Below are 359 nucleotides of genomic sequence, written 5' to 3'. Positions count from 1 at the left end.
ACACCGTTCAGTATCATTATATGATCTCATTCCCAACTATGCCTAAGTCATGTATTAAAGGGGCTAATGTGTAATTTCTATATAACAAAGAAAAAAGCACCCGCATGGATGCTTAAATTAAACTTATTCATTATCAATATCTCTACTTTCATCATTAACTGATTTCGGGTCTAACATGATTCCTATATCCGGCGGCAAAATTAACTCTATACCAGCTACTGGTTGATTGTCCTTATTAAAATAATACTTCTTTATCTTATTCAATTCTTCCTTTTTCTTATTTTCACTCATATTATCCCGCCTTTTATGTATGATATTAAAAACTTTTCTTAATATGTACATTGAGAAAGATAATATAC

Annotated in this window: 1 protein-coding gene; it reads right to left on the bottom strand. The window is 30.1% G+C overall.

Annotated features, from left to right (window positions below):
- Positions 1–123: 123 nt before the first annotated feature.
- The coding region (locus ACTJK5_RS23080; protein WP_440613326.1) for a hypothetical protein at positions 124–359 on the bottom strand (236 nt) is incomplete at its 5' end.

It is taken from the genome of Agrobacterium sp. 22094, assembly GCF_052046015.1.
GTDB classification, from domain to species: domain Bacteria; phylum Pseudomonadota; class Alphaproteobacteria; order Rhizobiales; family Rhizobiaceae; genus Agrobacterium; species Agrobacterium cavarae.
The sequence above is the reverse complement of the archived record's forward strand: the minus strand, read 5'-3'. Positions and strand labels throughout refer to the sequence as shown.